At 48.2% G+C, this 24,789-nt stretch carries 27 protein-coding genes, 1 pseudogene and 2 riboswitches; of the genes and pseudogenes, 18 read left to right on the forward strand and 10 right to left on the reverse strand.

Going from position 1 to position 24,789, the window contains the following annotated elements:
• Positions 1-9: 9 nt before the first annotated feature.
• Entirely contained in the window at positions 10-477 is a 468-nt protein-coding gene (locus AB432_RS04880) for a low molecular weight protein-tyrosine-phosphatase (RefSeq protein ID WP_048031292.1), read from the reverse strand.
• A 68-nt stretch (positions 478-545) separates the two neighbouring features.
• Between AB432_RS04880 and atoS the strand changes: the two genes are divergently transcribed.
• The 6 genes from atoS (at position 546) to AB432_RS04910 (ending at position 7,379) form a co-directional block, all read left to right on the forward strand.
• Complete coding sequence (gene atoS / locus AB432_RS04885) at positions 546-2,369, forward strand: two-component system sensor histidine kinase AtoS (protein ID WP_048031293.1); 1,824 nt, start codon at positions 546-548, stop codon at positions 2,367-2,369.
• Entirely contained in the window at positions 2,369-3,772 is a 1,404-nt protein-coding gene (locus AB432_RS04890; RefSeq protein ID WP_048031294.1) for a sigma-54-dependent transcriptional regulator, read from the forward strand. The genes atoS and AB432_RS04890 overlap by 1 nt, the downstream gene beginning before the upstream one ends.
• A gap of 164 nt (positions 3,773-3,936) precedes the next feature.
• Entirely contained in the window at positions 3,937-5,262 is a 1,326-nt protein-coding gene (locus AB432_RS04895; RefSeq protein WP_082196033.1) for a short-chain fatty acid transporter, read from the forward strand.
• A gap of 80 nt (positions 5,263-5,342) precedes the next feature.
• Positions 5,343-5,446: riboswitch (guanidine-I (ykkC/yxkD leader) on the forward strand.
• Positions 5,447-5,590: 144 nt separating this feature from the next.
• Positions 5,591-5,944: a DMT family transporter gene (locus AB432_RS04900; protein ID WP_048031296.1), complete on the forward strand. Its 354-nt coding sequence runs from the start codon at positions 5,591-5,593 to the stop codon at positions 5,942-5,944.
• A complete protein-coding gene (locus AB432_RS04905; protein WP_048031297.1) occupies positions 5,941-6,255 on the forward strand; it encodes a DMT family transporter in 315 nt (104 codons plus the stop codon). The genes AB432_RS04900 and AB432_RS04905 overlap by 4 nt, the downstream gene beginning before the upstream one ends.
• Before the next feature lie 146 nt (positions 6,256-6,401).
• A complete protein-coding gene (locus AB432_RS04910; protein WP_048031298.1) occupies positions 6,402-7,379 on the forward strand; it encodes a cation diffusion facilitator family transporter in 978 nt (325 codons plus the stop codon).
• 97 nt (positions 7,380-7,476) lie between these two features.
• Here the strand turns inward: AB432_RS04910 and AB432_RS04915 are convergent, their stop codons facing one another.
• The 4 genes from AB432_RS04915 to AB432_RS04930 all read right to left on the reverse strand — a co-directional run bounded on the left by AB432_RS04915 (position 7,477) and on the right by AB432_RS04930 (position 11,014).
• Positions 7,477-8,814, reverse strand: coding sequence for a hemolysin family protein (locus AB432_RS04915; RefSeq protein ID WP_048031299.1), 1,338 nt, complete (start codon positions 8,812-8,814; stop codon positions 7,477-7,479).
• 217 nt (positions 8,815-9,031) lie between these two features.
• A complete protein-coding gene (locus AB432_RS04920; protein WP_048031300.1) occupies positions 9,032-10,144 on the reverse strand; it encodes a site-2 protease family protein in 1,113 nt (370 codons plus the stop codon).
• Positions 10,145-10,212: 68 nt separating this feature from the next.
• The gene (locus AB432_RS04925) at positions 10,213-10,515 is read right to left on the reverse strand and encodes an iron-sulfur cluster biosynthesis family protein (RefSeq protein WP_048031301.1); all 303 of its coding nucleotides are present in this window, start codon (positions 10,513-10,515) and stop codon (positions 10,213-10,215) included.
• 142 nt (positions 10,516-10,657) lie between these two features.
• The gene (locus tag AB432_RS04930; protein ID WP_048031302.1) at positions 10,658-11,014 is read right to left on the reverse strand and encodes a DUF3905 domain-containing protein; all 357 of its coding nucleotides are present in this window, start codon (positions 11,012-11,014) and stop codon (positions 10,658-10,660) included.
• Positions 11,015-11,140: 126 nt separating this feature from the next.
• On the opposite strand from AB432_RS04930, the gene AB432_RS04935 reads away from it, so the two are divergent.
• Both AB432_RS04935 and AB432_RS04940 read left to right on the forward strand, forming a co-directional pair.
• Entirely contained in the window at positions 11,141-11,317 is a 177-nt protein-coding gene (locus AB432_RS04935; protein WP_113732258.1) for a glycosyltransferase family A protein, read from the forward strand.
• Positions 11,318-11,644: 327 nt separating this feature from the next.
• Complete coding sequence (locus AB432_RS04940; RefSeq protein ID WP_048031303.1) at positions 11,645-12,151, forward strand: hypothetical protein; 507 nt, start codon at positions 11,645-11,647, stop codon at positions 12,149-12,151.
• Between the two features lie 705 nt (positions 12,152-12,856).
• Here AB432_RS04940 and AB432_RS04950 read toward each other — a convergent pair.
• Together AB432_RS04950 and sspK are read right to left on the reverse strand one after the other, a co-directional pair.
• Entirely contained in the window at positions 12,857-13,456 is a 600-nt protein-coding gene (locus AB432_RS04950) for a hypothetical protein (protein ID WP_048031304.1), read from the reverse strand.
• A gap of 594 nt (positions 13,457-14,050) precedes the next feature.
• On the reverse strand, positions 14,051-14,182 hold the full coding sequence (sspK, locus tag AB432_RS04955) for a small acid-soluble spore protein K (protein ID WP_007724732.1): 132 nt from the start codon (positions 14,180-14,182) through the stop codon (positions 14,051-14,053).
• 97 nt (positions 14,183-14,279) lie between these two features.
• Between sspK and AB432_RS04960 the strand changes: the two genes are divergently transcribed.
• The 3 genes from AB432_RS04960 to AB432_RS30650 are packed head-to-tail and all read left to right on the forward strand — an operon-like array spanning position 14,280 to position 14,924.
• A complete protein-coding gene (locus AB432_RS04960; protein ID WP_048031305.1) occupies positions 14,280-14,552 on the forward strand; it encodes a DUF3886 domain-containing protein in 273 nt (90 codons plus the stop codon).
• On the forward strand, positions 14,552-14,698 hold the full coding sequence (locus tag AB432_RS30645; protein ID WP_007724729.1) for a hypothetical protein: 147 nt from the start codon (positions 14,552-14,554) through the stop codon (positions 14,696-14,698). The genes AB432_RS04960 and AB432_RS30645 overlap by 1 nt, the downstream gene beginning before the upstream one ends.
• 49 nt (positions 14,699-14,747) lie before the next feature.
• Complete coding sequence (locus AB432_RS30650; RefSeq protein WP_173628144.1) at positions 14,748-14,924, forward strand: hypothetical protein; 177 nt, start codon at positions 14,748-14,750, stop codon at positions 14,922-14,924.
• A gap of 59 nt (positions 14,925-14,983) precedes the next feature.
• On the opposite strand, the gene AB432_RS04965 is transcribed toward AB432_RS30650, so the two are convergent.
• The 3 genes from AB432_RS04965 to AB432_RS04975 are packed head-to-tail and all read right to left on the reverse strand — an operon-like array spanning position 14,984 to position 18,191.
• Positions 14,984-16,171, reverse strand: coding sequence for an ABC transporter permease (locus AB432_RS04965; protein WP_048031306.1), 1,188 nt, complete (start codon positions 16,169-16,171; stop codon positions 14,984-14,986).
• Positions 16,168-16,887 carry an ABC transporter ATP-binding protein gene (locus tag AB432_RS04970; protein ID WP_007724719.1) on the reverse strand — a complete coding sequence of 240 codons (720 nt, stop codon included), beginning with the start codon at positions 16,885-16,887 and terminating at the stop codon, positions 16,168-16,170. The genes AB432_RS04965 and AB432_RS04970 overlap by 4 nt, the downstream gene beginning before the upstream one ends.
• Before the next feature lie 26 nt (positions 16,888-16,913).
• The gene (locus AB432_RS04975; RefSeq protein ID WP_048031307.1) at positions 16,914-18,191 is read right to left on the reverse strand and encodes an efflux RND transporter periplasmic adaptor subunit; all 1,278 of its coding nucleotides are present in this window, start codon (positions 18,189-18,191) and stop codon (positions 16,914-16,916) included.
• Between the two features lie 210 nt (positions 18,192-18,401).
• Between AB432_RS04975 and AB432_RS04980 the strand changes: the two are divergent.
• From AB432_RS04980 to AB432_RS05010, 7 genes and pseudogenes are all read left to right on the forward strand, one after another.
• Positions 18,402-19,751 (forward strand): annotated as a pseudogene (locus AB432_RS04980) (glucose-6-phosphate isomerase); the annotation flags it as partial.
• 15 nt (positions 19,752-19,766) lie between these two features.
• Positions 19,767-19,991, forward strand: coding sequence for an excisionase family DNA-binding protein (locus AB432_RS31390; RefSeq protein ID WP_327377969.1), 225 nt, complete (start codon positions 19,767-19,769; stop codon positions 19,989-19,991).
• Positions 19,992-20,054: 63 nt separating this feature from the next.
• Positions 20,055-20,171: riboswitch (TPP riboswitch) on the forward strand.
• Positions 20,172-20,805: 634 nt separating this feature from the next.
• Positions 20,806-21,909, forward strand: a complete 1,104-nt coding sequence (thiO, locus tag AB432_RS04990) for a glycine oxidase ThiO (protein ID WP_048031310.1) — start codon at positions 20,806-20,808, stop codon at positions 21,907-21,909.
• An 88-nt stretch (positions 21,910-21,997) separates the two neighbouring features.
• Entirely contained in the window at positions 21,998-22,792 is a 795-nt protein-coding gene (locus tag AB432_RS04995; RefSeq protein ID WP_048031311.1) for an LSm family protein, read from the forward strand.
• Positions 22,793-22,943: 151 nt separating this feature from the next.
• Positions 22,944-23,342 carry a YugN-like family protein gene (locus AB432_RS05000; RefSeq protein ID WP_048031312.1) on the forward strand — a complete coding sequence of 133 codons (399 nt, stop codon included), beginning with the start codon at positions 22,944-22,946 and terminating at the stop codon, positions 23,340-23,342.
• Between the two features lie 95 nt (positions 23,343-23,437).
• Complete coding sequence (locus tag AB432_RS05005) at positions 23,438-23,887, forward strand: NUDIX domain-containing protein (protein WP_048031313.1); 450 nt, start codon at positions 23,438-23,440, stop codon at positions 23,885-23,887.
• A 102-nt stretch (positions 23,888-23,989) separates the two neighbouring features.
• Complete coding sequence (locus AB432_RS05010) at positions 23,990-24,787, forward strand: NAD kinase (RefSeq protein WP_048031314.1); 798 nt, start codon at positions 23,990-23,992, stop codon at positions 24,785-24,787.
• Positions 24,788-24,789 lie beyond the last annotated feature (2 nt).

The raw sequence follows: 24,789 nt of genomic DNA on the forward strand, positions 1-24,789 counted from the left end.
GATGACGGGCTATCCCTTTTTTGCATTGGCTTTGATTTCGTTCAGCAGCCCGTGGCAACCTGCATTCACCAAGTCATACACATACGTGAATCGCCCCGTATAGTAAGGGTCCTCCACATTTTGTTCCTGGGCAGAAGCGGCAAAGTCGAGCAGGCGATATACCTTTTTCCCTGACGGAGCCATCTGCTTGAGTGCGGACAAATTTTCCTCATCCATGCAGATGATATAGTCGTACTCCGAGAAGTCCTGTGTGACAATTTGGCGAGCACGCAATGTGTCATGCGCAATCCCATTCTCGGTCAATACCTTTTGTGTACCTTTGTGCGGAGGTTCACCTGCGTGCCAGCCACCGATCCCTGCTGAATCGATGGAGATTTCCCCTGCCAATCCCTCCGCCTCTACGAGATGGCGAAATACAGCTTCGGCCATGGGCGAGCGACAAATATTGCCCAGACAAACGAACAAGACGGTTGTCATATGTAGGCTCCTCTCTTCCTGTGTGTGATGCTTCTGTATGTTAGAATACCATAAGGAGGACATTTGCAATGAAAACATATCTGTACCGCATCCGTTTTGTTGTGGCTGTCATTGTTGTCACTGTTTTACCGATTATCATTACCGGAATCGTATTGGTAAAATCGGCAGAGCAGGCTTTACTGGCGGAAAAGAAACAAAAGCTAATCGCCATCACGCAGCAATTGGATTTTGCGCTGTCGAAAGATTTTGACACTATTGTCGTGGAAGCTGGATTAGAAAAGGCGGAAAAAGAGGACAAGCTCCAAGCATTAAACGAGAAAATGCAATCACTTACAGATCGTATTGCTCTGGCGCATCCGGGAATTGGCGTCGGTTATTATTCCGCAGCCCTCGATTCCATCGTGACGTATGGACCCAGCAATGAAATGAGCTTGTACATAGGACAATCAATTGGCGAAAACCATCCGGGTCGCAGTGTCATGCAGACGCAGCAGATTGACGTAGTAATCGGCGAACAAGTACGCGGCAACATCATGAATGCCATGGTTCCACTCATTCGCAATAATCAAGTGATCGGCTATGCATGGGCGAATGAGCTCATGTCTACGATTGATATACAACTCGCGGATATGCGACAAAGCATTTATGCGATTTTGGGCATTGGCTGTATGATCGCAGCAGCAGCCAGCGGTTTGCTCGTTCATCGCTTAGAAGTGATTTTGTCAGAGATCAAGTCAGGGCTAAAGCGGCTTAGCCAAGACCTTTCCTTTCGTTTGAGGAGAATGGACGGTGAGCCTGGAGAAATTACAGGTGCGATCAACAATTTGGCGAGTGATTTGCAGGCTAGCCGTAGTCACACGGAGACGATCATGAATAGCATGGACAGCGGGGTCCTCGCGTTAAATCAAAGCGGGCATCTGATTGCTTGGAATGAGACAGCGATACATATGATTGGCTTCACGGCCAGTCGAGCAAAGGGAATGCATTACACGGAAGTTTTTACAGAGAGTGAGGCTCTCCTTCATATCCTGTTGGATACGCTGCAAAACGGTCGAGCCATCCGAGATGCTATGTGGCGCCATCAGCATCCGGATAGAGGCGTGCTGTGGCTGAAGGTCAGCTCTTCCATTTGGAAAAATACCACCGATGATGTGCTGGGAGCCATCGTCGTGCTGGAGGATCGCACGCAATGGCGGAGGATGGAGTCAAGGCTGGCTCAGGCAGAGCGACTGGCGGTCATAGGTGAGTGGGCGACCAGTATTGCCCATGAGGTACGCAATCCGTTGACAGCCATCAAAGCCTTCGCCCAGATCATCGAGGAGGAATGGCCAAAAGATCATGACTCTCGGGAATACACAGGGATTATTGTGGAGGAAGTCGAGCGTTTGAACCGTTTTACTGACGAGCTCTTGTTATTTTCTCGTCCCAATGAAGAGTCGAACGTACCTGTGCGCGTGCAGGAGGTAATCCAGCACACACTCAAGCTGCTGGAACATGTCGAGGGCTATAGCGGGGGGATTGTACAGCTCGTATGTGACGAGGATATTCCGGTCGTGATGTCCTCACCGGAGTTGTTAAAACAGGTATTTCTAAACATATTGCACAATGCACTGCAAGCCAAACCAATGGAAGGTCGAATCCAAATTGAAGTCAAAAATATAGACAATGATGTGCACGTTCAGGTAACGAATGACGGTCCGCCTATCGCGGAAGAAAACCTACTGGCTGTATTCGAACCATTTTTCACGACGAAGCAAACAGGTACGGGACTTGGACTGGCGATCTCCCAAAGGATCGTGCAAGCGTATGGCGGACATATTTTTGCTCAAAACACCCCCGAAGGCGTCTGTTTCACTGTCGTACTGCCGATTCGGGTAAAAGGAGGATTGTGATGACGAGCAGGGTGCTGATCGTAGACGACGAGGCCAATGTGAGAAAGGCATTGTCGACTACGCTACGCAAAATGGGATACGAGCTCCTGGAGGCTGGCAGTGGAGTAGAAGCTTTGGAGCAGGTCGAACGCTTTTGCCCGCAAGTCATGCTTCTGGATCTGCGTATGCCCCATTTAGATGGTATGGATACGTTGCGCCGCCTGAACGAGAGAAAGGGAAGACTCCCGAGAGTCGTGATGATGACTGCCTATGGTTCGGCCAGTGATGTCATGGAGGCCATGAAGCTGGGAGCGTTTGATTATGTGCAAAAGCCCTTCGACTTGGGTCAGGTCAAACAAGTCGTTGCTCATGCACTTACACAGGGAGAGCTGCTTGAGCAAGGCGAAGTCGGGCAAGGCATACAGGAAGAGCAAGCAAATCCAGGCGGAACCAGCTTGATTGGCCTGAGTCCGGCTATGCAAAACGTGTACAAGCTGGTGGGAAAAGTAGCGATGTCTAAAGCCACTGTTTTGCTTGAAGGGGAGAGTGGCACAGGCAAAGAGCTCATTGCAAGAGCGATCCATGCCAATAGCCTGCGGGCGGATAAACCGCTCATTCCTGTCAATTGCGGTGCGATTCCTGAAAATTTGCTGGAGAGCGAGTTATTTGGATATGAACGAGGTGCATTTACAGGTGCCGTTCATCGCAAGCAAGGATTGTTGGAGCTTGCGAATGGAGGTACGTTGTTCCTTGACGAAGTAGGAGAGCTGAGCCTTTCTTTGCAGGTAAAACTGCTGCGGTTTTTGCAGGATCGCGTATTTATTCGGGTAGGGGGCATTGAGGCGGTATCGGTTGACGTTCGCGTGATTGCTGCCACCAACCGTGACTTGCAGGAGAGAATTCGCCAGGAGCTTTTCCGCGAAGATTTATACTACCGGCTCAATGTCGTTCCGATTCGCATGCCGCCACTTCGAGAGCGAAAAGAGGACATTCCACTGCTTATCCGTCACTTTCTCGCCAAATATGGAAAAGAGGCAGGGAAGCATGACCTCTGCTTGTCCGCTGATGCCACAGAAGCTCTGATCGCCTATCACTGGCCAGGTAATGTGCGTCAGCTTGAAAATACGATCGAACGAGCTGTTGTTTTGACCAGAGGAGCAGTTATCGGCCAAGAGCATGTCTTATCCCCCATTCAGGAAAACACGGTAAGTGAACGGACCAAAGGCCTTGGCAAAATCAGCTATGAAGGACGAACTATGCGGGAAATCATTGCCCAAGTCGAGCAGGAAGCCATTGCCCATACCCTGCGAAAAGAACGCGGCAACAAGCTACAGACAGCGAAAAGACTGGGCATATCACGGCGGGCACTGCTCTACAAGCTGCAAATGTACGGATTGGATTCGGCAATGAATGAAAGAGACTAATCGCCCGGTGTGCGCAAACAAGTGACATACTGTGCAAAAAGTAGTCAGCATGACGGAGTAATTTCCTGAAAGCGCATTCATTTCCTTGAAAAACAGATTGGCATCCCTCTTGCTATATCCAAAAGCACAAGTACATGAATACTTTTGGAAAAGGGGATGAAAATGTGTTTCAAGCCTTAACGAACGCTTCAGTCCGCATGGTGCAACGCTATTTGCCAGACGCCTTTTTATTTGCAGTCATTTTAACCTTCCTCGTATTTGTTGCCGGGATCTTCATCAATGGCAAAACGCCGATGGAAATGGTCAACTATTGGGGAGGCGGCTTCTGGAGCTTGCTCAGCTTTACGATGCAAATGGTCTTGATCCTGATTACGGGTCATACGCTAGCCAGTACGAATATTTGTAAACGTGGCTTGAATGCCTTGGGATCACTGGCAAAAACACCAGGTCAAGCGATTGTACTCGTCACATTAGTTTCCTGTGTGGCGAACTGGATCAATTGGGGCTTTGGGCTTGTGATCAGTGCGCTATTGGCACGCGTTCTTGCCAATCAAGTGGAAAAGGTAGACTACCGATTGCTTGTCGCCAGTGCGTATGGCGGATTTGTCGTCTGGCACGGAGGGCTTGCTGGCTCTGTACCTTTGACAATCGCTACGGAAAAGCACAGCTTAGAAAATATCATCGGTGTCATTCCTACCACGGAAACGATGTTTTCGCCGATGAATCTGACCATTGTGGCTGCAATCATGATTGTCCTCCCGATTGTGAACAGATTTATGATGCCTGCCGAAAAAGATACGATTGTATTTGCGGGCGAAGGGATCGCGCAACAAGAAATGGCTGCTGCTACTGATTATGCAGTCGACAATACTCCTGCTTCCAAAATGGAAAACAGCCGTTTAATCTCGATTCTTGTTTCAGCACTCGGAATTATCTATTTGGTTTTCTATTTTGCTGATAAAGGCTTTAAGTTGAATTTAGATGTTGTAATCATGGGCTTCTTGTTTCTGGGTATACTCCTTCATGGGACACCGCGCAAGTTTTTGGATGCCATGAATGAAGCAGTGAAAACCACGACAGGGATCGTCGTCCAGTTCCCGTTTTATGCAGGTATCATCGGGATGATGACGGCTTCAGGACTGGCGGCGAGTATCTCTCAATGGTTTATCAGCATTTCGACGCCTACTACCTTCCCGCTGTTCACGTTTTGGAGTGCAGGCTTATTGAACATTTTCATTCCTTCTGGTGGAGGGCAATGGGCAGTACAGGGGCCAATTATGCTGCCTGTCGCCACTGAGCTGGGCGTTTCCCATGCAAAAGTAGCGATGGCCATTGCTTGGGGGGATGCGTGGACGAACTTGATTCAGCCATTCTGGGCATTACCTGTGCTGGCTCTTGCTGGATTGGGTGCGAGGGATATTATGGGCTACTGCTTGATGATGTTAATCGTGACAGGCGCCATTATCAGCTTGGGCTTCTTGCTTTTTTAGCGATGCGCGCACGTTCATTGCCAAACGCGGTGATTTTTGATATGATAAGGACAGTTACCCCAAGAAAAGAACTGCATATGTACTGAGTTTTCTAGGGTTCCGCGGTCAGTCATCTGGCCGGTCAGGACCGAGAGAAAACCCACGACCACGGTCGTGTACACGGAGGGATAAAAGCCCGGGAGGAATATCTGTGATGGTATTCACCCGAGGCTTTTTTTGCATTCGGAAAAAAGTCTGAGCCATCTTGGATGAGTATGTATTTTGGGGAACGATAAAAACGGATACGTCCGTTACCATGAATGTAAAAGAAAGAGGAGGGAGCCAGAACATGGGGAAGTATTGGTTGATGGTTGTCGTAGCAGCAGTATTTGAAGTCATGTGGGTAGCGGGCTTGAAGCACGCCGACAGCTTTTGGTCATGGGCGTTGACCATTATAGCGATTATTATCAGCTTTGGTGTTTTGATCTATTCAGGGAAAAAGCTGCCGACGAGTACGGTTTATGCGATCTTCGTCGGTTTGGGTACGGCTGGTACCGTTATTAGCGAAATGGTCCTGTTTGGAGAACCGTTCAGTTGGACGAAAGTGGGCTTGATCGCGCTTCTTCTGGGGGGAATCCTTGGGTTGAAGCTGGTCACACCAGATCATGAAGAGAAGCCGAAGAGGGAGGGTGAAGTGGCATGACATGGTTATCCTTAATTTTTGCAGGGTTGTTTGAGGTTGTAGGCGTAATGGGGATCACACAGGTCAACCAAAAACCCTCGTTCCGTTCCTTTGCGGTACTGATCGGCGGTTTTTCCCTCAGCTTCTTCCTCCTGTCCTTCGCCATGAGAGAAATCCCGATGGGAACAGCCTATGCGGTTTGGACAGGGATTGGTACGGTAGGTAGCGCCATTGTCGGGATGATGTTTTATGGGGAAGCGAAAGACAAGCTGCGAATCTTGTGCATCGCCGTGGTGATTATAGCAGTAGCAGGATTGAAATTAGTAGCATAAGGTAGCGGTTATAAGAAAAGGCAGATATTCCACTTCGGATGTCTGCCTTTTCTTTGTGTATATGTTCCATTTCTCATAAGGAACACTCTTTGCGAATAGGGAATAGTAAAGAAAATCGTCTCGTTCAAGGAGGGAATGGCATCACCATGAGCTCTTTCTGGGCAACGCTAAAAAAGGGAAATACGTCCTCGGCGACAGCGGCTTTGGGAAACACTGGGCTTGCTATCGCAAAAGGCTTTGCGGCTGTCTATAGTGGGAGTGGAGCCATGTTTGCATCGGCAATGCATTCGGTAGCCGATGCAGTCAACCAGTTCTTCGTTTTCTTTGGCAGCGTACTCGCAGAGAAAAAACCGACACCGAGGTTCCCAACAGGCTTTGGTCGTGTCATTAACATTTTCTGTATGGTCGCTGTGATCGTCGTAACCATCATGGCCTATGAAACCATTATGAAAGGCTTCCACCTTATTCAGGAACCCGCAGAATCCAGCCATTTTTGGTTGAATTTCATCATTTTGGCTCTGGCGGTTATTGTGGATGGGTACGTGCTGGTAAAAGTCATGTTCGAAATCGTTCATGAAGCTCGGGTGGAAGCGAAGGGCTTTGCTGTCATCCCTGCCGCTTTTCGGAATGTAGGACGTGCGGCTCCACCGACACGGCTTGTCTTTTACGAAGACATCGTGGCAACGCTCGGTGCGTTATTGGCGCTGATTGCTGTTATCGTCACTACGTTTACTTCCTTTGCCTTGCTGGACGGGATTGCCACCATCCTGATCGGAATTCTCATGGTAGGTGTGGCATTCAAGGTAGGGTACGACAACATGGTGGGTTTGATTGGTATTGCAGCTCCCAAAGAAATCGAGGATCGGGTAGCCAAAGTCATTTTTGCTGACCCGGATGTGACGGACATCAACCGGTTGCGGATTGTACAGGAAGGGCGTTTTTACCATGTGGAGAGCTATGTAGAATTGCGGACAGGACTAAGTCTTGCTGTGGCAGACGATATTAAATACCGTATTCGCGACAGCTTGCTTACCGACCCGGATATTAGCGATGTGACGATGGGAATTTTGGAGGACAACGGCGTGGACGACTGGAAGGAGCTCACGGGCCAGGGAACCACGTAGACGAACGAGAGCGAAGAAACTCACCTGCGAAACAGAAAAGCCCCGCACCAGCCAAGTAAGCAGGTGTGGGGCTTTGGTTTGTGCTAAGGTGTGATGATTAGGAGACGGTCAACAGTTCTTGTTGCTCCGATTCATCTTTTTCCAAACGCGTAATCAGAACGCGTGTGACACGGTGGTGATCCATCTGCTTGACGGTGAACAGGTGGTTTTCCCATTCTACTGTCGCACCAACAGCGATATCTTCTTCCAACTGGCTGTACAACCAACCGCCGATTGTGTCCACATCTTCGGATTCGAGTTCGAATGGAAGATGGTCATTCAGGTCAGCCAACACGAGCATACCGGATACGGAGAGGCCATTGTCCAGCTTCTCAATCTCTGGTCTTTCCTCGTCAAACTCGTCTTGGATATCCCCAACGATTTCTTCCAGAATATCCTCCATCGTTACGAGACCGGCTGTTCCGCCGTACTCGTCGATGACAATCGCAAGCTGCGAACGGTTTTTCTGCATCAGGCGCAATACCGTGCTGATTTCCATGGTTTCCGGTACTGTCAGGACAGGGCGGACCAACGAATCCAGCTCTACGCTTCCGTCTTGTAACGCAGAAAGGTAGAAGTCTGTCGCATGGACAAAACCAATGATGTTGTCCTTGTCTTCGGCTGCAACCGGAAAACGCGTGTGGCGCTGCGAGCGGATAATCTCCAGGTTTTCTTCAAAGGTATTCGTCGTATATAAGCAAACCATATCAATGCGCGGGATCATCGTTTCCCGAGCAACGGTTTCGGAGAAGTCAAAAACTTGTTCCACAAGAGCCAATTCGGTTTGGTCGATATGGCCACTTTGGTGACTTTGGTTAACCAGAAGACGAATTTCTTCTTCTGTATGCGCCGCTTCATGTTCTGAGATGGCTTCGAGTCCAAGTCGTCTCATGAGAGCGTTGGCTGTTCCGTTCAAGAACCAGATAGCCGGGTAAAGCAATTTATAGAAAAACATCAATGGCGCGGCAACCCACAACGAGGTCATTTCTGCTTTTTGAATGGCCAATGATTTCGGAGCCAACTCACCCAAGACAATGTGGAGGAACGTAATAATCGCAAAGGCTACACCAAAAGAAATCGCGGAGATCGCATACTCAGGCAATCCTGAAGATCCAAGCAAAGGCTCCACAATCATATGGGCAATGGCCGGTTCCCCGACCCAACCCAGTCCTAGCGAGGCGAGCGTAATCCCGACCTGGCAGGCAGATAGATAGGCGTCTAGCTTATGCGTTACTTTTTGGGCATAGACTGCGCGTCTGTTACCTTCATTCACCATCTGTGTCAGGCGCGTTTGCCGCACCTTCACGAGTGAGAACTCTGCGGCTACGAAAAAGCCGTTGAGAAAAACAAGAAATATAACAAGCAGTAGGTTGAGCACTATCGGGACGGTGTCCAAGTAAAAAGTCATCCTCTCTGGAATTTTATGAAAGTACTATTTTCTATTTTACTCTGATTGGGTGGAACGCACAAAAGCGATATACCACCGTAGGGGGCGTTTTACGCCCTTTTGGTCGGAAAGAGCGACCCTCAGATAACCGTAGCGCACGTTTTTGCGCTCGGAGAAGGCCGCAGATAGGCATCCGTTTCTGTCAAGCGACGCAAAGTGCAAGCGGTTACCTGTGCAGAATTTGTTGGGCGTAGACGAAAAATGCTGACAGTACAGCAGCTAGACCGAGATAGGCAGCTAACACTTTCCACTTCGTAGAGGCGGGTGCATCGTAGTACGTAGTGAGCTGGTGCATTTGCTCATCCAGTTCGGCTAATCTCTCTTGCGCCGCAAGTTCTCCATCACGAAGCGCATCCGATGGGATCGGTCGGTTCGGGTCGGAATCGTAATACAAAACAGGCTCTCGTTCCCACAGTCTGAACAGTTCCCATTTTCTGTTCACATACACTTTATCGAGGCGCTTGAAGTCACGCTGAAGACGTTGTTTGTCCTGCAAAAATGGCACGTAAAATTTCTTCAAATCTTCCTGATTGATCGCATTAACCTCGGCATTCATTTGCGTGCGAATATCCCATGTCGATTCCAGCTCGGGCCATTTGGCTATGCTTTGCTGGAAGTCTGCAATCTTTTCGCGCTCGTATTGCAGGAGCTTTTGCTGATAGCCGCCACGTAGGCGGTTGTACCACGTAATCAAGCCGATGATGAAAATGAACACAGTAATCGGTCCTGGGTTGGCGAACAGCATAACACCCAGCCCGACTAACCCGATAAACCAAATTTTCGTCGACAAGACCGAAACGATGCGGCCGCCATCGAGCGGGGAGATAGGCAGCAGGTTAAATAAATTGAGCATGGCACCCAAGTAGATAACCAACCCCCAGAAAGGGTCTTGCGTATACCAATACAGCGGGAGGGCAGGCAAGAACGCAATCATCCCCGCCAAGGGCCCGCCGTAGGCTAAGTACGCCTCTGTTTTTGCGTCACGCGGCATGTCTTTCATGGCAATGAAGGCTCCTGCAAAAGGGATAAAGACAGCGGGTGAGGTCGCGATCCCTTTTCGCTTGGCGGCGATCACATGGCCCATTTCGTGGACGAAAATCAGATAGACGAGCGCCACGGCGAATTTCCATCCGTAAAAAACGGCATACGCCCACAAGGTAATCCCCATAGATATAATCGTGGTCCCGAATTTCGAAAACTTCAGTATGCTAAGTATCCATTTTAAATTGGCAAGTAAGAAAGCACCGATCGCCAAAAGGACTGAACGGCTTTTTTTCATCGTTTTTCCTCCCAGAAGATATAGGCAGATATTCCTTCTTACGAATCAAGCCAAGAGAAGTTTCTGTTCTAGTTGCCATCCAGACGAGGATTGGTGAAGTGAAAGCCGTACTCGCCATAGAGCGGATTGTAGCTAAGATGTCCCCCGTCGAAATACCAGAAATCAGTTGGACGAATGACAAATCGCAACCCCTCTACTTCAAACACAGCATCGTCGGTGAGGGCCTCATCTTTTTCAATCGCATAAAACATACCACCGGTCCCGGGGCCGCTTGTTCGTACATACAATCGAAGCGTATCTCCCGGTACAAAACCGGCATAACGTTGATAGGCAAGGGAAAACGCTGGCTCTATCATAAGTGTGATACTCATGGACTAGCTCCTTTCTGCTACTTGTCTCCCATTGTAACACAAGTCAGAGTAGTGTCCCGAAGCTCAAGGTGCAAGCGCAATCCAAAAACACCCGTCCGGTCAGAAATGTCTCTGCCGAACGGGCTGCATGAAAAAGCTGGCATTAGTCCTTGCCTTTGCTCACATCGAGGGTAGGGTGCATAAAACGCGCTCTATCTGGTTCTTCTTGATCCTCGAGGAGCTCACGATTTTCTATCGAGTTCCAGCCAATGTCATTGGTCGGATGTACCCACCGGTCCCCTGCCATGACGGAGGGATCGGTTTCTGTGTTCCAGTTGTGTAAGGGAGATTCCTTGGACTCGTACAAGCTGTCACCGATGACGACTCCGAACTCATTGACGAATGGCTTTTGAATCGTACGGGACGAGTTTTTGAAGTCAGGAGCACTGATTTGATGCGGCAGCGTCCCATCGAGGGAAATATCCTTCGTCTTGTCGTTCTTTTGCTGATCGTTATCCATCATCTGGACCTCCTTTTATCTCATAGCATGCATCAGTCACTGACCCCTTATTCGGTTTCGGAGGGGAGCTCGCGCCCAGCCCAAATGAGACCCAGCCGTATATGCTAAAAAAAGGGGGAAGATCTGATGCGAACGAGTGTGATCATTCCCGTCAGAGATGCAGCTCATCAGCTTCTGTATACCTTGTTTAGCCTGAACTTGCAGTTTGCCGATTTTGAAAAATATGAAGTGATTGTGCTGGATAACGGCTCCAGTTCTAATAACGTCTTGATTAGATTTGAGGGGGATGTGAGATGGGACTGATCGGTCTAGTCCGATCTTCACGGTTGTTTCCATCGCCATAATAATTGTTATAAGGATCAGTACTAACTAATAACCATTCTTCAGGGATAACCGCTGTAAGGTCCTTCAATTAAAGGAATCTCGGTCATTTATGCCACGAATCGATAATCTCAGAATAGGTCAAATCTACTGGGCCAAGTAATTAACATTCAAGCATAAGTAGCGAAAGACGCTTAAATAACAAAGATATCGCGACCCACTAATGAAGTGTATTTGATAATATGTGGAATTTATTGATAAATAATAATGTTGAAACTGATTCGTTTGGGGGAGGGAGCGACCATTTGTATGAAAGTACGCTCTACGTTAGTAGGTCTTATTTACGGTTTGGTGACTATGTTTTTTTTGAGTGTTATCATTTCTTTTCTTGGAGATTTCGCAGCTGGCGGCATGTCGGTTGGGGGAGCATCGTTTGGGGGATGGTTATGGTTTTTTGCGACATCCCTATTTCCTGTCTCTGTTATTTCTGGTATTTCAGGTTACTTCCAGGCATTCAGGAACATTCACCTATGGGTATATTGGGTTTTATGTGCTTTTCTAGGTTTTATCATCCCCCTTTTCATGGGGTCAGTTGGTGCTACGCTGATGCTTATTTTAGAGTATGGCTTTGAGCGTGTAATGACCCCGTCAGCAGAGATTACAGCGAATGATATCATGCATGACTATTTTAAATTAGCACCCCTATATGCCCTGATAGTACTACCAGTTACGACACCCTTTTTGGCTCTTTGGCTTAAAGGAATGCAAGCTATTCTAACCTATGTTGAAAATAAGTGGAAAAAGGAGACCTTGTGAGCTGTAAGGATCGAATCTCCTTCGAACCGGCCAGATCATTATGAGCGTCAATAGGCTAGTAAATGGGGTACCGCCAGCAAAGTAACCAGAAACCCACGTTAAGGGGAAATGTGCCGTAAAATACGTCTTTTGCGACAGTTTTTGTGGGGGCATAACGGTGTGCCCACTAGCCCAACCCTACACATAGAATAAAAACGCAGAAAAGGGCCTTTGTAGCTCGTTTGGTAAGGTGTTTAAACATAACCGGTAGCAAAGGGATTTAGCCTAATCAAGACGTTGATCGGGATATTCGTGTTATAAAAAATTAAAAAAAACCCTCCATTTGGGAGGGCCTACGACTTAACTGCTTGCGGATTAGACTCTAATTTTTTTTCGAAGTATCCCTAAATATTTCCGTTTGTATTTGTTTACGCCTTGTTGAGATATGCCTATATGCTGTGCAACTATTTCTTCTGGAACTCCGTTAATCACTACTTATTCAAAATTAGTCAGCAAAGCATGTTCAAATGATAAAAACTTGAAAACAAGAAGAAATGAAGAAGCAACTTTATTTTATGAAGATATGAAATATACTCACAAATATCCAGTATATACACTATAGTTTAATTGTTTTACGACATAAACAAGAAAGGTCAGCCTAAAGGTTGACCTTTCGGATATTTTCTATTCTATTAGCACAGAACTTATAACATATCCTTCATTCATTTAATCAGTAATTTTTTTAAGCTCAAAAATAGTTGCCTCTGATAACAAGATAAGCCTATCGTTATTAACAACAAAAAAACTTATACCTACAGGTATGCTCATTTTTGTAGAAGGGTCACTTATATCTATTACTTTTACTCCATCATTTTCATTTAAGTCTGGGATATCTATTTTATATAATCTATAAAAAGAGAGAGAGTTATCGCATGTCGCTGTAATCTCATATAGTGGATTTTTTAGTTCATATTGATATTTCGTATAGTTTTTAAGTCCTTTTGATGAAAAAAAGTCTTTTTTGATTATAAGTTCATCTCCAATAAATTTTTGCCCTGTTGGATATTCAGAAGCATCATTATATGAATTTGCAAATCCTAAAAGCTTCTCAACTTTCCAAGTTCCGTAGAAATATTTTTCAGTTTCGCTATCCAAATTTATACGTTCTACAGTACAATATTCGGATGTGTTTTCTGGAATAATAGACTCATCCGTTTCAGGTTTAGGCTCACTAGAAGTATTTGGATTTGATGGCATTTCAATATTTCCACAACCCGATGCTAGCATCAACATGATCATGATACAAACCAATAATATTTTTTTCATATTTCACACTCTTTTTTATTTTTTTGATTGTGTCATATTCATTCTTTGATAATCGTTTGAGCACTATCGGCACCTGTTATGACGTTTTGGCATACAAAAAAGTTCTAGGTATTTTTCCTAAATATTTTCGGGTTCTCAAGCTCCGTCTCTGCTATTCCTTCGCATTAATTCGCTTCTACTTAGACGCATCCATACCCAATTTTTTGTTTCGAAAGAAGATTGAAAAACACTCTCAGCATCTTCTTAGCATTAGTAAATCCCACATTTTACGGGGGCCCGATAATAGGTATTATGTTAGCTAACGTCCGCATCCTCAAATTCGGGCGTTTTTGGCCGTTTTCCGCGATTATCATTTTGGGGGCTGGAGAAAAATCCTTCGAAATGTCATTGCTGATGTATTTTCGATTTCGTCCGCAACCAAAGAAACGTTCCCTTCAATTGCATACTCATGAATGATTCTCTCCTGCTCTATAATTTCTTCGCGTAGCTCTTCAATGAACTGTCATTCTCATGAGATTACACTCCCCCTAGACTCATCAAACTTTAGAAAGAGTAAAAATCGCCGAGCATAATGGCTGCCCGGCGGTTTTTTTGTTAGCGGTTTTCTTTTAGCCTTTCTTGTGGTTCACTATTAATGGAGCCGTCAGAACGGACAGCCTCGGATTGGGCTTTGGGTCCTCGGATTTCAGCGGTTTTTCCAAAATCTTTTTCTTTGTTACGTACCATGTGATGTCCTCCTCTTTGTGAAAGATGAAGATAGTATGACCCGGATGGGGCCAGAGAATGAGGACAGAATGAGGATAGGGAAAGGGTGGCAATTCAAATGGCGAAAAAACAACGAAAACCACAACGTCAAGCAGCGACAACAACTACGACAGACGCGAAAAGCGGATTGAACAGTTTGAAGGATATGCTGAATGCAGATGCGCTCGGAGCACTCAAGCAGCTTGAAAAAGACATGAAGACAGAAGGCGAGCGCAAAGAGAAGGAAGCAGCCGAACAAAAGCGCCGAGAGCAGGAAGAACGCGAGCGCAACAAGAGCTTTGCTGAGCTTTTGAACGATTACGAGAAAAAAGGCGGAGGCAAGTACAGCTAATGCGAGATGGACGGCAAACGGACCGACCGGATACTTCCAAAAACGGTTTGATGAAAAAGCGTCAACAAGATATCAAGGACGAGTCCATCAAGGAACGGGGCCGGATGGTCCTCGGCCGATTGGGCAAAAAGGACCCGAAGAAGTGATTTTTTCCCTCTCATCCCCATATAGCTAAAGAGTGAGGGGAGGGAAGTCATGGGGACAATCCTGCTCCTGTTTAGCCTCTTGTGCGTGGCGGTGGGTACCTGGAAATTAATCGGGATCTACAAGGCCCAAAAGGCTGACAGCAAGCCGCTCTGGTGGACAGTCGCGAGCGTGGGGATTGCGGTTTTTTTTCTTTTGAAGCTGGTAACAGATACGTTGCCAACATAAACAAGCACCTGTAGCCAGAGAGCTTACAGGTGCTTGTTTTTTTAAAAAAGGCTACTCCATTATTCGTAACGCAGTGCTTCGATTGGATCAAGCTTGGCTGCCTTGTTGGCCGGATAAAGGCCGAAGAAAATACCGATGGCACTGGAGAAGCCGAATGCGATAAACACGCTGTTCCAGGACATAAGCGGCGGCAACTGTGCAAAATAGGCAATAATCGAAGCAATACCAAGGCCGAACAAAACCCCGATCAAGCCACCGATCAAGCAGACGATGACCGATTCAATCAAAAACTGAATCAAAATATCTCGTCGACGTGCCCCTAAGGCTTTGCGAATCCCGATTTCGCGAGTACGCTCTGTCACGGATACGAGCATGATGTTCATAACGCCGACGCCGCCAACCACGAGGGAGATACCTGCGATGATACTGAAGATCAGCGTCAAGGTGCCCGTCATTTGATTAAACTGATCCATTGATTCTTGCATACTCCGAACTCTGTAATGGTCTTCCTTTTGATGCTTGCGGCTCAAGTATTGTTTGACCTGCTGCATGGCTGGGTCGACAGAGGCTTTGTCGATCGCTTTTCCCATGAGCATTTGAACAGAAGGCTCTTCCTGCAAGCTCATTTCGTAACGGATAGGAATAATCGCTCCATAGCTCGTTGCCATATCAAACTTGAACTTCTCTTCTGTGTACGTCCCGATTACGACGAGAGATTGATTTCCCCAGCGAACACGCTGACCAATCGGGCTCATTTGACCGAACAGCTTTTGAGCAAGAGCTTCCTCCAGGACGATGACAGCGCGTTGCTCTTTGTCATCTACCTCGTTGAAAAGTCGCCCTTTTGCCACCTTCAAGGTTGATTGCATCGAAAAATAATCAGCAGTGGAGGCAGTGAGGTTGACGCGCTCTTCTTTTTTCGGACCCTTCAAATCAATCGTGCTGGAGTTGTAAGGTACGATGTATTCGATGGCAGGACTAATCCTGCCGAGTACCTCGGTATCTTCCACGGTCATATCTTCTGAAGCGATCTCTTCTTTTGTCTCCCAATTGATGAAGACGTTAAACGTATTTTGCCCGAACTTTTCCATCTCTTCGTTGATGGCTTTCTGTCCGCCTTCGCCGAGTGCCGTGACGACAATGACGGAGGTAATTCCGATGATGATCCCGAGCATGGTCAAGATCGAGCGCATTTTGTTCGCCCAGATACCCTCTACGGCGGTGTTAAAGCTTTCCATAAAATTCATGTGACAATCACCTCGTCAGACGGCTTGGAGAATATTCGCTCCGTAACCTTTTCATCGCGAATGATTACGCCATCCTTGAAAGTCACAATCCGCTCAGCGTGCTGGGCGATATCCAATTCGTGGGTAACGAGAATGATCGTAACGCCCTGCGCATGCAGTTCCTGAAACATGGCCATGATTTCTACTCCGGAGCGGCTGTCCAGATTTCCCGTCGGTTCGTCTGCCAAGAGGATGGCCGGCTTATTGACCAGTGCTCTGGCAATCGCTACACGCTGTTTTTGACCACCGGATAGCTGGGTTGGTTTATGGTCCATGCGCTCAGCCAATCCCACTCGTTTGAGTGCTTCTGTTGCCCGTTTGCGCCGTTCTGAGCGGCTGACATTCGCGTACATCATCGGCAGCTCTACATTGTGCAAGGAGGAAGAGCGGGCGAGTAGATTAAACGATTGGAACACAAAGCCGATCTTTTGGTTGCGAACAACAGCAAGCTCCGTATCCTTCAGACTGCTAACCTCAATGCCGTCTAGCATGTACGAACCCGAATCAGGACGATCCAGGCAGCCCAGCATGTTCATAAACGTCGATTTCCCTGATCCTGATGGCCCCATGATGGCAACGAATTCGCCTTGTTCCACCAGCAGGGAGACACCTTTTAAGATGGGCAGTACGGTATCACCCGTCTTGTATGCTTTCGTCAAGCCTTCTACATGAAGCATCGTCGGCTGACCTCCTTCTTTACGTGTTACATACCCATTGGTGCGCCGCCGCCACTCATTGGCATGATAGGAGCTCCTTCAGTCAGGGATTCGACAGGGCCTAAAATCACTTGCTCATCACCGTTAAGTCCAGACTTGACGTGAGTGAACAACTCATTTTCCATACCGGTTTCGACCTTCTGCTTCTTCGCAACACCATTAGCAGATACCCAGACAAAGGTACTGCCGTCAGCATCTTGCTGAATAGCTTCGATTGGTACTTGCATGGCATTATCGATTTTTTCGACGGAGATGTTGATGTCCACATGGAAGCCAGGCTTCAAAGCAGATAGATCGCCAGATGGCTTGAGGGTGACTTTGACGCGTGTTTTTTCACCTTGCCCCGACTTGGTGGCAGTAGTGGTCGCGGTTGGAGAGATGCGAGCTACTTCCGCATTCAGCTTTTTCTTTCCGAGTGTCACGCCTTCAATCGTGGCAGACTGTCCGATTTTGAGTTTGTTGACATCGGATTCGTTAATATCCGCTTCTATCAACAGATTGTTCAGATTGGCAAGGGTCAAGATTTCTGTCCCCTTGTTGACGTATTGACCGTTATCAGCTGCAACGCCAATGACGGTTCCATCCATAGGTGCTACGACGACGCTTTGGACACGTTCTTTATTCAGTTGTGCTTTTTCTACATTCAGCTTGTTGATTTGGGCTTGCTGAGCGGCAATGTCTTCCTTACGTGGGCCCTTTTGCTTGAGAGCGAGCTGTTGCTTGGCGACATTCAGTGTAGACAGAGCGCTATCCATTTGTGATTTCAACTTGTCCAGCTCTTGTTGGGTAGAAGCGCCAGAAGTAAATAATTGATTCATCCGATCATATTCTCGCTTTGCCGCATCGTATTCACGCTGGGCTTGGGAGACACGTTCTTGGTCTTGTGCGACTTCTTCCGGCTCGTTGCCGATTTGTGCCTTGGCGAGGTTGGCTTTGGCCAATTCCATTTGCGCTTCCAGCTCGAGGATTCGGCTATCAACATCGGACGTGTCAATTTTTGCGATCACTTGTCCCTTTTTCACCTTGTCGCCTTCTTTGACGACAAACTCACGTAAGGTTCCGGTGACGTTGGCGTACTGTTTGAGCTTGTCTTCTACGGTGACGAGTCCTGATGTCAAAACCTTGCTTTCCAAAGCTGATTTCGTTGGTGCGCCGATGTTGACAGGCATTCCCATAGCTTGTTGCGATCCCATCATGGAAAACGCAACGCCCCCGATGCCCAGGAGGACTACGACGGAACCGATGATCCACCATCGTTTTTTCATGTTCATTCTCCTTGCTTTGGTAAGAACCATATTATTTCAGTGCTCGAAAGGTTTTTACGGTAGTACTGGAAAAAGGTAACATGAAATGCCGAATGTTCACATTTTGGACACAAATAAATGCATTTTGATACGTTTTGTCGGAAGGTTCTTTGCCGCCAATTGCCGTGATATCATAGATAAAGATGAGATGACGTTCCTCGGAGGGGAGCTATGAACAAAACGATTCGCTTTGATTACGCCAACGCTCGAGCCTTTGTCAAACAGCATGAGTGGGAGCAGCTTTCTCCAGCGATCGAAATTGCGCATCAAATGCTTCATTCAAAGACTGGGCCCGGCAAGGATTATCTTGGTTGGGTCGATTGGCCGGAACAATACGACCGGGACGAGTATGAACGAATTCGCCAAGCGTCAGCCCGAATTCAATCGAACTCGGATGTGCTTCTGGTGATTGGTATCGGAGGCTCGTATCTGGGGGCAAAAGCGGTGCTTGACATTTTAGGCCACAGCTTCTACAATTTGCTGCCGAAGTCCAAGCGACATTCTCCGGAGATTTATTTTGTGGGCAACAATATTAGTCCGATTTATATCTCTCATCTGATGGACGTATTAGAAGGAAAAAATGTGTCTATCAACGTCATCTCAAAATCGGGCACGACGACTGAGCCCGCTATCGCGTTTCGACTTTTTCGGGAATGGCTGGAAAAGAAATACGGACGTGAAGAGGCCAAAAAACGAATTTACATTACGACCGATAAACAGCGAGGAGCCCTGAAAAAGCTGGCGGATGACGAGGGCTATGAGTGCTTTGTCATTCCAGATGATATCGGTGGGCGATATTCAGTCCTGACCGCGGTTGGATTGTTGCCGATTGCTGTAAGCGGGGCGAACATGGATGCTCTCATGCAAGGGGCCAGAGATGCACGCGAACGCTACATGGTCATGGATTTGCGCGATAATCCGTGCTATCAGTATGCGGCGATTCGCAATGTACTCTATCGAAAAGGCAAGACAGTGGAGCTGTTGGTCAGTTATGAACCGCAGTTTCGCTACTTTGCGGAGTGGTGGAAGCAGCTTTTCGGGGAATCGGAGGGCAAGGATGGCAAAGGGATTTTTCCGGCTTCTGCCGAGTTTTCAACGGACTTGCATTCGTTGGGCCAATACATACAGGACGGCATGAGACATTTGTTTGAGACCGTTGTGTCTGTGACGAAGCCCACTGTGGATTTGACTGTTCAGGAGGACCCCGCTGACGTCGATGGATTGAACTTTTTGACTGGCAAACGAATGGGGTATGTCAATAAAAAAGCTTTCGAGGGGACGGTGCTGGCCCATGTGGATGGCGGCGTACCGAATCTGCTTGTAGAAATACCGGAGGCGACAGCTTACTATCTCGGCGGACTGATTTACTTTTTTGAAAAGGCATGCGGAATCAGCGGCTATTTGCTAGGCGTCAATCCGTTTGATCAGCCAGGGGTGGAGGCGTACAAGGCCAATATGTTTGCCTTGCTGGGCAAGCCGGGCTACGAGCGGCAGAAAGCGGAACTGGAGGCTAGATTGCGCGAGAATAAGACGTATTTGACCGTCGAGGAGACAGCTGCCTATTTGGAGCTTCCCGAGGCGTTTATTATGGAAAAAATCAAGCAGGGGCGTATCCGTGCTGTCCATGACGGCAATGAGTACATCATCAACAAAGAGCAATTCAATCATCATCTGGAGGAAATTCGCAAGCTCCAGGAGTTCGAGGATGCCGCGCGTCATGAGCCGATTCCGGAGAGCTACGATGTGAAGGATGAGGATTAACCAGCGACGTGCTTGTCAGATGGTTGCAAACAGGACTATACTTACAAAGGAATATGATAATGAACAAGCAACTTGGGGAGTCCTTCATGCGGGGCTGAGAGGATGGAAGCAATCGACCATCGACCCATTGCACCTGATCCGGATCATGCCGGCGCAGGGATACGGTTGCCGGCAGACAGCGCTTTTTTGCTTGATTGTTACCTATGCGCGTGTAGCCCACCTTTTCCTGCTCGGGAACTGGTGGGCTTTTTGTTATGGAGCTTACAGGTGCTCCAGTGGAGAGAAGAATATTTCCAGTCTAGGCTCCAGGCTCCGTCCTGCTGGGGGCTGGGACTGCCCGCTCCGAAGGGATTCGCGGGGAAACGCAAAAGTGGTAGCCGCTTCGTAGCCCGGGCACGGTTGCGTTTCTTTTGCCCGCGAATCCCTTCTCCGCTCGGTAGGACTCCACAAGTCGCTACGTCTGGAAATATTCTTCTCTGGCGTAACTGATTGCGTTCTTCAACATTTTTAAAGCTTTAAAAGACCGGATCACACGGAAAGCTCGTAGAGGAAACAGGAGAAATAAGCGAAGATCTTAGGGACACCGACCGAGACGCAATGCAAAAAGCGAAACACGCTTTTAAGCGTCCACCTCTGAAACACATCCTGAAGAGACCACTTTGGACGCTGTTTCGCTTTTTGCATGGAGTCGTGCAGTCAATCCCCCAGGGAGTGGTCCTAGAAGCTGAGCGTTTTCTCCTGTTTCCTCCACACCGCAACAGCAACGAAATTGATGTTTTTATTAGACGTGCAACTTAGTGAGGAGAGAAAAAAGATGAGTGATTGTCTGGTAGTGGGTGGAGGAATTATCGGATTGAGTTTAGCATACGAGCTGTCACGGCGTGGGGTGAGCGTGACCTTGGTCGAGCAGGGTGAATGGGGAGGTCAGGCATCTTCGGCCGCAGCCGGAATGCTCGCTCCTTTGAAGGAATTCACGGCACCTGGACCGATGCTCGATTTGGGCATGGAGTCACTTGCGCTATACCCGGAATGGGTAGCAGAGCTGGAGGAATTGACTGGTGGAGATGTACAGCTAAGCCTGGATGGGTTACTGACCGTCGCTTTAAATGAGGAGGAAGTCCAACAGCTCGCCGACAAGTACCGTTGGCAAAAAGAAGCGGGACATGCTGTGCAATGGCTCTCGAATACAGCGCAAGTGAAAGAGGTAGAGCCGCTTCTGACCGATCAAGTGCAAGCCGCTATCTATTCGCCGTACGAAGGGCACATCAACAATCGAATGCTTCTTCGCGCCTTGGCTACTGCTTGCCAATTGCAAGGAGTGAAGCTATTGTCTGGCTGCGTGGTGAGCGGCATTGCGGTTAAAGGCGGAAAAGTGATCGGGATCGAGACCTCTTCAGGGTCACTGCGTGCCACACAGACGGTGATTTCCTCGGGAGCGTGGGTTGGAATGATGCTTGAGATGCTGGGCGTTTCCGTGCCGATTCGCCCTGTACGCGGACAGATCGCGGCTGTCTCGTCCGTAGGGATTCCACTGCGAACGGTGATTTTCGGAGCGACAGGCTACATCACTCCGAAAAAGGACGGAAAAATTGTCATTGGTGCCACTGAGGATGAAAGTGGTTTCCAGCGGGACGTCACAATGGCGGGATTAGCCAGTATCCTGCAAGGGACCATGCCGTATGTTCCTGCGCTGCACTCCGCTACCTTTCTGGAGGCTTGGGGTGGACTTCGACCTGCGACACAAGATGGCAAGCCGCTCCTGGGCCCCGTTCCTGGCTGGGAAGGACTGTCGATCGCAGGTGGACATTTTCGCAATGGCATCCTGCTTTCCCCCGTCACGGCTAAATCGATGGCGGACTTTGTGGAAAAAGGAGAAACGGAGCGCCTTTTGCCATTTTTACCTGCCCGCTTTCTGTAAATTGGGCTAGTCTCGCCTAGATTCCGGTAACCTCCCCATGGGCACTTGTATATGGTAATAAAGAAACACCAGAAGGGGAGGAGTTTCCATGCAGTCTGATTCTGATAAAAACCTGTATCAGGCTGACATTCAGTTTGTCAGCCTGTTAAAGGATATGCGAGAAAATGTGCACAACATTTGCAAGGAGCACGTGGAGAAAAAAGTGCGCATCGAAGCAATTGACGGGCAAGTGTTTGAAGGCGTCATTGTCGATTATGATGATCAGAACGTATACGTAGAAGTTGTAGACCAGGATGCGGAGGAAGAAGAAGTTTTCGAAGAGTATGATTATGAGGACTATGAGGACTACAATCCTTATCAAGTAATGGAAGTAGCCAATCGGCAGCCGTATGGAGGATGGGGGCAATATCCTGATTATTACTTTCAGTATGTGAGCTATAATCCGTATGCAGGTTATCCTCCCTATGGCGATCTCAGTCCTTATGGGGGCAATCCATACTATCCGCAGGTCAGTCCCTACGGAGATGAGTTCAATCCTTACAGTCAGGTCAGTCCTTTCGGCAGTTCCAACAACTCACGGGTCAGCCCATTTAGCAGCAGCAATCGTCCCGCCCCCCAAGTCAGCCCATTTAGCAGCAGTAACCGTCCCGCCCAAGTCAGTCCGTATAGCGAGCAGAAGCCGCAGGTAAGTCCTTGGGAGCAAAATATTTCGCCATATCCACCATTCCCGCCGTATCCGCCATTTTTTTGTCCGCCACCACCACCCCCACCGCCATATGTTTTGCCAAAAGTACAAGGGAGAAGGAGACGGAAAAGATGCAGGAATGGACGTAAAATCATTCCATTGGCGCTCTTTACGCTCCTGACAATTGTCTTGATTTAATGGCGGGAAACTTACAAGCCTCTCAAGGCCATCACGGCTTAGGAGGCTTGCTGCTTTTTGTAAGTGTGAGAGTACAACCTCTCCTTTTGTCACACACTACGAACAAAACGGTGGACGTTTCTCACAGAATAAATAAAGGCAGGGATGGACGATGAAACAAATAAACAGCAGCTTGCCAGGCACGCGGGCGACATTCGGTTATTTTCGTGAAGCACTTCAGCCGCATTTTACATTATCCAACTGGGATTATGAGCAAGGGTATTTTGACCGGGCGCTGGATGACAAGAACACGGTCTTTTTGCGCTTGCCTGTAAAAGTCTTGCAAGGCGAGCTCGACAGCCCGGATGCCTGGCTGGAACTCGGGCGGCCGTTTGTGATCCGGCATGTGTACCAGACTGGGGTAGAAGAAGATATCGGCTACACGGAGGCACTCGCTTCGGGCTTGATGAATCAGTTTCAGGAGCCGGTAGACAAGGACGCACAGATTGATTCGAGATGGATTCGAAAAGCAGAGGCGGTTGTCAAAGAGCTGGAGAATCGCCTCGCGTGAGACAGGCCGCCGATAGGCCTGTTTTTTCTTGTTCCTGGCAGGGAAAATATAGGTGGCTAAAGAATGGTAGCACATGGAAAAAGTGAGGTGGAAATATGGCCTGGTACCATGCAGTGGCGAAATGGTATTGGAAAATCCGCAAACCTCTTACCTTGGGTGTCCGTGTCATTGTAACGGATGAAGAAAAGGGAGTCTTGTTAATTCGGCATACGTATGTCCATGGCTGGTATTTGCCGGGAGGAGGAGTAGAGCGAGGAGAGTCGTTTGGGGATGCTGCTCGCAGGGAGCTGTGGGAGGAGTGCGGAATACGAGCGGTCGAACTTACCCTCTGCCATCTTTTTTATAGTGAGCGGGAAGGGAAACGAGACCACATTGCCTTGTATCATGTCGACCTCACACCTGGCCAAGATTTGCATAAGGATGACAAGGAAGTAGCGGAAATGCGTTTTTTTGCTTGGGATGAGCTTCCGCGGGAAATATCACCAGCTACAGAGAGGCGCTTATCTCAATTTCGCAAGCAGTCTTTTCAGAGTGACCGCTGGTGACAGGTGGGATTTTATGCAAGTCGATTTTTCCTATGGTATAGTGAAGACAAACAACAGAGCGTACAAGACCGCTTGTAAGGATAAAAGTGAGGGCAGACCAGCATGAAGATTGCGACTGTACTGCGAAATGACGATTTTACACGAGAAGTGGAACAAGCATTAAAAGAAAAGCTCCATGCAGCCAATAGCCCATTTACCTTTGTGAAGGGACCAGGTGAGCAGCCGGATATGGTGTTGTCCATCGGGGGAGACGGGACACTTTTGGAGGCCGTCCATCAATACGGAATCGAGCCGTCTTATGTGGGGATTCATACGGGACATCTCGGCTTCTATGCGGACTGGCGGCCTGAGGAGCTGGACGAATTCGTTGAACGTCTGATGAACGATGAGCCTCTGATCGCGGAATACCCGACGGTCCAATGCCGGATTAGTACAAGAGATGGAAAGCAGTATGAAAAGTGGGCGTTGAATGAAATGGTTTTGCGTAACGCGAATTTGTCTACCTTGGTGTCGTGCGTCTATATAAACGGCGATGAGCTGGAGACGTTTCGCGGTGACGGCTTGATCGTTTCATCACCTTCAGGAAGTACAGCCTACAACAAGGCCGTGGACGGAGCGATTGTTCATCCGTCTATTGAGGCGATTCAGTTGTCCGAGATCGCTTCGATCAATAACCAGGCGTATCGGACGATCAACAGCTCGCTCGTATTGCCGAAGCATCATGAAGTAGAGCTGATCGTCATGAATCCTGAGATTATGATCGGCTTGGATCGTGAGCAGGCTGTATGGAGAGATGTGTGTTCCATTCGTTGCCGAGTGGGACCTGACAAAGTGAAATTCGCTCGCTACAAGCGACTGACGTTTTGGGGGCGGGTTCGTAATTCGTTTATATCCGGATAGAG

The organism is Brevibacillus brevis, assembly GCF_001039275.2.
GTDB classification, from domain to species: Bacteria; Bacillota; Bacilli; order Brevibacillales; family Brevibacillaceae; genus Brevibacillus; species Brevibacillus brevis_C.

Coding starts and splice junctions, on each gene's coding strand:
- AB432_RS04880 (WP_048031292.1), bottom strand. CDS start 477: ATGACAACCGTCTTGTTCGTTTGTCTGGGCAATATTTGTCGCTCGCCC.
- atoS (WP_048031293.1), top strand. CDS start 546: ATGAAAACATATCTGTACCGCATCCGTTTTGTTGTGGCTGTCATTGTT.
- AB432_RS04890 (WP_048031294.1), top strand. CDS start 2,369: ATGACGAGCAGGGTGCTGATCGTAGACGACGAGGCCAATGTGAGAAAG.
- AB432_RS04900 (WP_048031296.1), top strand. CDS start 5,591: ATGGGGAAGTATTGGTTGATGGTTGTCGTAGCAGCAGTATTTGAAGTC.
- AB432_RS04905 (WP_048031297.1), top strand. CDS start 5,941: ATGACATGGTTATCCTTAATTTTTGCAGGGTTGTTTGAGGTTGTAGGC.
- AB432_RS04910 (WP_048031298.1), top strand. CDS start 6,402: ATGAGCTCTTTCTGGGCAACGCTAAAAAAGGGAAATACGTCCTCGGCG.
- AB432_RS04920 (WP_048031300.1), bottom strand. CDS start 10,144: ATGAAAAAAAGCCGTTCAGTCCTTTTGGCGATCGGTGCTTTCTTACTT.
- AB432_RS04925 (WP_048031301.1), bottom strand. CDS start 10,515: ATGAGTATCACACTTATGATAGAGCCAGCGTTTTCCCTTGCCTATCAA.
- AB432_RS04930 (WP_048031302.1), bottom strand. CDS start 11,014: ATGGATAACGATCAGCAAAAGAACGACAAGACGAAGGATATTTCCCTC.
- AB432_RS04935 (WP_113732258.1), top strand. CDS start 11,141: ATGCGAACGAGTGTGATCATTCCCGTCAGAGATGCAGCTCATCAGCTT.
- AB432_RS04940 (WP_048031303.1), top strand. CDS start 11,645: ATGAAAGTACGCTCTACGTTAGTAGGTCTTATTTACGGTTTGGTGACT.
- AB432_RS04950 (WP_048031304.1), bottom strand. CDS start 13,456: ATGAAAAAAATATTATTGGTTTGTATCATGATCATGTTGATGCTAGCA.
- sspK (WP_007724732.1), bottom strand. CDS start 14,182: ATGGTACGTAACAAAGAAAAAGATTTTGGAAAAACCGCTGAAATCCGA.
- AB432_RS04960 (WP_048031305.1), top strand. CDS start 14,280: ATGGCGAAAAAACAACGAAAACCACAACGTCAAGCAGCGACAACAACT.
- AB432_RS30645 (WP_007724729.1), top strand. CDS start 14,552: ATGCGAGATGGACGGCAAACGGACCGACCGGATACTTCCAAAAACGGT.
- AB432_RS30650 (WP_173628144.1), top strand. CDS start 14,748: ATGGGGACAATCCTGCTCCTGTTTAGCCTCTTGTGCGTGGCGGTGGGT.
- AB432_RS04965 (WP_048031306.1), bottom strand. CDS start 16,171: ATGAATTTTATGGAAAGCTTTAACACCGCCGTAGAGGGTATCTGGGCG.
- AB432_RS04970 (WP_007724719.1), bottom strand. CDS start 16,887: ATGCTTCATGTAGAAGGCTTGACGAAAGCATACAAGACGGGTGATACC.
- AB432_RS04975 (WP_048031307.1), bottom strand. CDS start 18,191: ATGAAAAAACGATGGTGGATCATCGGTTCCGTCGTAGTCCTCCTGGGC.
- thiO (WP_048031310.1), top strand. CDS start 20,806: ATGAGTGATTGTCTGGTAGTGGGTGGAGGAATTATCGGATTGAGTTTA.
- AB432_RS04995 (WP_048031311.1), top strand. CDS start 21,998: ATGCAGTCTGATTCTGATAAAAACCTGTATCAGGCTGACATTCAGTTT.
- AB432_RS05000 (WP_048031312.1), top strand. CDS start 22,944: ATGAAACAAATAAACAGCAGCTTGCCAGGCACGCGGGCGACATTCGGT.
- AB432_RS05005 (WP_048031313.1), top strand. CDS start 23,438: ATGGCCTGGTACCATGCAGTGGCGAAATGGTATTGGAAAATCCGCAAA.
- AB432_RS05010 (WP_048031314.1), top strand. CDS start 23,990: ATGAAGATTGCGACTGTACTGCGAAATGACGATTTTACACGAGAAGTG.